This window comes from Pseudomonas sp. FG47 (genome assembly GCF_057809115.1).
Map to the genome: position 1 here is coordinate 177,076 of NZ_JBMDJI010000007.1, position 6,120 is coordinate 183,195.

5 protein-coding genes are annotated in these 6,120 nt (G+C 62.6%); 1 reads left to right on the top strand and 4 read right to left on the bottom strand.

The genetic code is table 11. The features are described from left to right. Positions 1-57: 57 nt before the first annotated feature. Complete coding sequence (gene murJ, locus ACODS5_RS09045) at positions 58-1,596, bottom strand: murein biosynthesis integral membrane protein MurJ (RefSeq protein ID WP_489108442.1); 1,539 nt, start codon at positions 1,594-1,596, stop codon at positions 58-60. Between the two features lie 249 nt (positions 1,597-1,845). Here murJ and rpsT point away from each other — a divergent pair, with 249 nt between their 5' ends. After that, positions 1,846-2,124 (top strand): 30S ribosomal protein S20, encoded by a 279-nt coding sequence (rpsT, locus tag ACODS5_RS09050; RefSeq protein WP_003247625.1) that lies wholly within the window; start codon positions 1,846-1,848, stop codon positions 2,122-2,124. Positions 2,125-2,369: 245 nt separating this feature from the next. Here rpsT and ACODS5_RS09055 read toward each other — a convergent pair whose 3' ends face one another. From ACODS5_RS09055 to ACODS5_RS09065, 3 genes are read right to left on the bottom strand one after another with little or no spacing between them, the layout of a single operon-like run. Further along, positions 2,370-4,670 carry a PqiB family protein gene (locus tag ACODS5_RS09055; RefSeq protein WP_134693353.1) on the bottom strand — a complete coding sequence of 767 codons (2,301 nt, stop codon included), beginning with the start codon at positions 4,668-4,670 and terminating at the stop codon, positions 2,370-2,372. Then, positions 4,663-5,286 (bottom strand): paraquat-inducible protein A, encoded by a 624-nt coding sequence (locus tag ACODS5_RS09060; RefSeq protein ID WP_134693352.1) that lies wholly within the window; start codon positions 5,284-5,286, stop codon positions 4,663-4,665. Before ACODS5_RS09060 ends, ACODS5_RS09055 begins: the two co-directional genes overlap by 8 nt. Further along, positions 5,273-5,932: a paraquat-inducible protein A gene (locus ACODS5_RS09065; protein WP_134693351.1), complete on the bottom strand. Its 660-nt coding sequence runs from the start codon at positions 5,930-5,932 to the stop codon at positions 5,273-5,275. Before ACODS5_RS09065 ends, ACODS5_RS09060 begins: the two co-directional genes overlap by 14 nt. Between the last annotated feature and the right edge of the window lie 188 nt (positions 5,933-6,120).

Here is a 6,120-nt window from a genome sequence, read left to right on the forward strand (position 1 = left end):
GCAGCGCCACCGGTGGGCATGGAATGCGAAAAACCGACGCCTGACCCTGCTGGCGCCTCAATGCAACGCCTTGCGGGCGAAATGCCGCGGGCGGAAACCGCACAGGAACAAGCAACCGAAATAGGTCACCACGCCCGCCGCGATCAGGCCGCCCAGGCGCACGAAACGCGCGAGCATGTCGCCCTGCTCCCAGGCCGGCAGGTAGTGCATGCCCAGCAGCAACACCACCGACATCAAGGTCACCGCCAGTACCAGTTTCAGCAGGAACATCGTCCACCCCGGCTGGGGCTGGAACAGTTGCTGGCTGCGCAGCTTCCAGTACAACAGGCCGGCGTTGAGGCAGGCTCCCAGGCTGATGGCAAGGGCCAGCCCGGCGTGGGCCAGCGGGCCGATCAGGGCCAGGTTGAGCAGTTGCGTGCAGAGCAGGGTGAAGATCGCGATCTTCACCGGCGTGCGGATATTCTGCTGCGCATAGAAGCCAGGTGCCAGTACCTTGACCAGGATGATCGCCAGCAGGCCCACCGAATAGGCGATCAGCGCGCGCTGGGTCATGGCCGCGTCGAAGGCGGTGAACTTGCCGTACTGGAACAGCGCCACGGTCAGCGGCTCGGCGAGAATCGCCAGGGCCAGAGTGCACGGCAGCACCAGCAGGAAGCACAGGCGCAAGCCCCAATCGAGGATTCGCGAATATTCCTCGCGGTCCTTGTTGGCATAGGTCTTGGCCAGGGTCGGCAGCAGGATGGTGCCCAGGGCCACGCCGAGCACGCCCGACGGCAGTTCCATCAGGCGATCGGCGTAATACATCCACGACACCGACCCGGCCACCAGGAACGAGGCGAAGATGGTGTTGATGATCAGCGAGATCTGGCTTACCGATACCCCGAGGATCGCCGGCAGCATCTGCTTGAGCACGCGCCATACCCCGGTGTCGCGCAGGTTAAGGCGCGGCAGCACGAGCATGCCGATCTTCTTCAGCGCCGGCAGCTGGTACAGCAGCTGCGCCAGGCCGCCGGCCAGCACGCCCCAGCCCAGGGCCATGATCGGTGGGTCGAAGTATGGGGTCAGCAGCACCGCGAAGGCGATCATCGCCACGTTGAGCAAGGTCGGGGTGAAGGCCGGCACACTGAAGCGGTTCCAGGTGTTGAGGATGGCCCCCACCAACGACGACAGCGAGATCAGCAATATATAAGGAAAGGTCACCCGCAGCAGGCTGGTGGTCAGTTGGTACTTTTCGGCGCTGTCGACAAAACCTGGCGCGGTGGCCCACACCACCCAAGGTGCGGCGAGGATGCCAACCACGGTGACCAGCGCCAGGACCAGGGTCAGCAGGCCACTGATATAGGCGATGAAGGTGCGGGTGGCTTCCTCGCCCTGCTGGCTCTTGTACTCGGCCAGGATCGGCACGAAGGCCTGGGAGAATGCCCCTTCGGCGAAAATCCGGCGCAGCAGGTTGGGCAGTTTGAAGGCGATGAAGAAGGCGTCGGTGGCGATGCCGGCGCCAAAGACCCGCGCCAGGATGGTGTCGCGAACGAAACCGAGCACCCGGGAAATCATGGTGATGGAGCTGACTGCGGCCAGGGATTTGAGCAGATTCATCGAAAATTTTCACGCCAGGGGCAGAGGACGCTGCAGAGAGCGTTCGAATGTGCGATACTCCCGCGCCTTCGCAGGGGGAGCCAAAATTCCCGAGTTTACAGGTCGTGCGGCAGAAGGGAATATTTCCCGCTCATCGACCCACCGCTCGGCGGAACCCTGCAGGTGGCCTTGACATCCGTTCGACTCGTCGGCATGATTCGCGGCCTATTTTGTTTGCTATTTACCTAAAGTCTTTCGAGGAGCTCGACGGTGGCCAACACACCTTCCGCCAAGAAACGTGCAAAACAGGCTGAGAAGCGTCGCAGCCACAACGCCAGCCTGCGTTCCATGGTCCGCACCTACATCAAGAATGTAGTCAAAGCCATCGACGCAAAAGACGCCGAAAAAGCGCAAGCCGCTTACGTTCTGGCTGTACCTGTAATCGACCGTATGGCCGACAAAGGTATCATCCACAAGAACAAAGCTGCTCGCCACAAAGGCCGTCTGAATGGCCACATCAAGGCACTGAAAGAAGCTGCAGCTGCCTAAGCGACGTTCTTGTCGAAAAAACCGACCCTAGGGTCGGTTTTTTTATGCCTGTGATTTGCCGGGCCACACTGGCAGATCACTTATCCTGCGGGAACAATTGTCTTTGTAGGAGCGGCCTTGTGTCGCGAAAGGGCTGCGCAGCAGCCCCAGCAATCCATGTGGTAACGCTGAGGCCGCTTTGCGGCCCTTTCGCGACACAAGGCCGCTCCTACAGGGGCAGGGCCGCATGACGGCCCCGCCCTTCATCACTTGCCGATCTGGATCTTCGGCGCCCACTGCAGCCAGGCATCCTCCGGCTTGTCGAACAGCGCGAAGGTCTGCTGCGGCCGCGCCGGGTTGCCCATCTGCTCGCCATCCGGGGTGGCGAAGGCGATGCCGCCATCGATCAGGGTTTCCAACGACTCGGTGCGCACCGTGGCGCCCTTGAACAAGCCCCAGTCGAAACCGAAGCCGCTGCTGTTCCAGAAACGGCTACCGCCGCGCACCAGACCGGCATAGCGCGGCTCGATCAGAATGTGGATCAGCACGCGGTCGGCGCTCTGGCCCAGCTCGAAGCCGGTGACCTTGCCCACCGTGACCTCCCGGTAGGTGACCGGCACCCCAGGCTTGATCGAGCCGCGCCGCGGCGCGCTCAGCGTCAGCGGCAAACCGACCTCCTCGCCCTTGACTTCAGGCACATCGCTCAAGGCGATGAAGTCACGCTGCGGGCCTTTGTCCTTGAGCGCCGGCAGCACCTCCAGGTACTGGCCACCCACCAGGGTGTCGAGGTTCTCGGTGCGCACCAGGCCAAACGCCGGCTTGACCACCCAGAACTGCGTGCCGGTACGGGCGATACGCTCGGAGGCTTGGGTAATTCGCGCACGCAGCAACACCGCTTGCAGATCGGCCGTCAGGTCGACGCTTTCGACGCTGCCCACATCCAGACCGCGGAAGCGAATCGGTGTACCCGGCTTGAGGCCATCGGCGCGGTCCACGCGAATGGTGATCAAGGTACCGGCACGGTTGGCCGCATCCTGGCTCTCGTGCAGACGGAAGCGTGGAATACGCCGCTTGAGCGGCACATCCGGCTTGGGCGTGTCGAAGGAAATACCACCGGCCATCAAGGTCTGCAGCGACTCGCTCTTGACCTGGATACCCGACAGACCGCCCGTCAGGGTGATGCCGCTGGCATTCCAGAAGCGCGTCGAGCCGTTGACCAGGTTGGCGTATTCCTTCTCGATGTGCACGCCGATGAGAATACGCTTGCTGTTACGGGCGAACTGGTAGCTCTGCACGCTGCCCACGCGTACCTGGCGGTACATGACCGGGCTGCCCACCTCCAGCGAACCCAGGGTATCGGCGAACAGCACCATGTGCAGCCCCGGCGCCTTCAGGTCCAGCGGCGGCGCCTTGGGGCGCGCCTCGAACTCGCGCTGCGGCTTGGCCCCCGGCTCACCCGGGCGAACGGCAATGTAGTTACCCTTGACCAATGCCTCCAGGCCGGTGATGCCAGCCAGCGAGATCGATGGCTTTACCACCCAGAACTGCGTGCCCTCGACCAGGTAGTCCTCGGCCAGCGGATCCAGGGTCAGCTCGGCCGTGGCGCTGGCCAGGTCGCTTTCGACCTTGAGGTCCTTGAGCGAGCCCACCTGGATACCCTTGTACAACACAGGCGTGCGGCCCTTCTGCAGGCCTTCGAAGTCGCTGAGCTTGACCTTGACCCGGATACCGGCCTGGGCCGCGTCGAAGTCCTCGTACAAGCGGAACGGCAGGCTAGGGTCGGTGGGCGGGCTGTCCTTGCGGTTTTCTGGAGTGGCGAAGGCGATACCGCCGGCGACGATGCTCGACAGCGATTCGGTGCGCACCTTGACCCCCGAGAAATCGGCATCGATGCTGACCCCGCTGGCGTTCCAGAAGCGCGTGTGCTTGCGCACCAGGGCCGCGTACGGCGGGGCGATGAACACCTTGATCTCGACCGTGCCCTGGTCTTCGGACAGCTTGTAGCTCTTCACCCGACCGACCTGGATCTGCTTGTAGAACACCGGGCTGTCACGGTTGAGCGAGCCCAGGCGCTCAGCCTTGAGGGTCAGGTGCAGGCCGGGCTCGCTGTCGGACAGCGGCGGCGCCTCCTTCAACGCAGTGAATCGCTTGGTCGGTTCGCCCTCCCCTGGATCCACGGCAATATAGTTACCGGATACCAGTGTCTCCAGGCCGGTGATCCCCGCCAGGCTGACGCTTGGCTTCACCAGCCAGAACCGTGTGCCTTTGGTGAGATGGGGGCCTGCTTCCTTCTTCATTTCGACGGTGGCGATAACGCCGCGGTTGTCCCCCTTGTCATCCAGCACCAGGGCAACGACCTTGCCTACCGACATGCCTTTGTAGATGACCTCGGTCTTGTTGGCGACGATACCCTCGCCACTTTCGAAGCGTACCTGGATCTCGATACCGGCGTCGCGGTAGGCCTGCCAGGCCAGCCAGCCACCGATCGCCAGGGCAATCAGCGGCAGGATCCAGATGGCCGACCAATTTGAAGCGGGGCGGGTTTTAGCCGTAGGCAAGTCACTCATGGTCGTCATCCGACTCCGTGTTATCCCAGATCAGTCGGGGATCGAAAGTTAAAGCGGCAAGCATCGTCAGGATCACCACGGTGGCGAAGGCGACGGCGCCCAGGTTGGCTTCGACACTGGCGATGCGGCCGAAATTCACCACCGCCACCAAAATGGCAATGACGAAGATGTCCAACATCGACCAGCGCCCGATGAACTCGATGAAGCGGTACATCAGGATGCGCTGGCGGGCCGAAAGCGGCTGGTGCCGCTGCACTGAATACAGCAGCAGGGCGATGCCCACCAGCTTGAAAGTCGGTACCAGGATACTGGCGATGAACACCACCGCGGCGATGGGCAGCATGCCGTGCTTCATCAAGGTGATCACCCCGGACATGATGGTGTCGGGGCTACCCTGGCCGAGGGCGCTGACGGTCATGATCGGCAGCACGTTGGCCGGGATGTAGAGGATCATTGCCGTGATCAGCAACGCCCAGGTGCGCACGATGCTGTTCGGCCGCCGCGCATGCACGGTTGCGCCACAGCGAGTACAGGTCTGCGACGTGCTGTCGGCCACCTGGCGGTTCAGCTCATGGCATTCATTGCAAACCAGGATGCCTGCATCAATCGCCCGCATGGACATCCTCCCCCGACAGTGCCACCCAGATCTGGTGTGGCGACATCACCACCTCGAGCCATACCTGCACCAGCAACAGACTAATGAAGCAGAACAGCCCCAGGCCGATGCTCAACTCGGCCAGGTCGACCAGCTTGACGATGGCCACCAGCACGCCCATGAAGTAGACCTCGAGCATGCCCCACTCGCGCAGGTGGTGGTAAATACGATAGATCAGCAAGCCATAGCTGCGGCCGATGTCCAGGCGGATGCTCAGCAGCACCGCCAGTTGGCACAGCAGCTTGAGCAAAGGGATGGCCATGCTGCACAGGAACACCACCACGGCGATGCCGCGCATTTCGGAGTTGTATAGCCCGAGCACACCGCTCCAGACCGTGTCGTCGGAAGTCTGGCCGAGCAGGTGCAGCTGCATGATCGGCAGGAAGTTGGCCGGCACGTAGAGCAACAGGGCCGTGAGCACCAGGGCCAGGCTGCGATTGACCAGGTTGTGTCGATGGGCATAGAGCTCGTAGCCGCACCGCGGGCACTGAGCCTTCTCATCGTGCTGCAGCAGCGGCTTGCGCAGTAGCAGGTCGCACTCGTGGCAGGCCACGAGGTCTTCCAGCGGCAACTGCGCGAGCGCTTGGGGGTCAACAGGGTTGGGCATAGGGAAGTTCTGAATGGATGCGTCGGCTCTATTCTAGTGTTCCGGGTCGAATTGTGGGAGAGGACTATTGAGCAACGACACGGTTTCGGGCTAGCGAGCCAGGCGCCGCAGTTTGCCTGGCCCGGGCCCTGTAGGAGCGCACAGTATTTTTGCGCCACAAAGACAAAACCCCTACCTGCTCGCGCAGA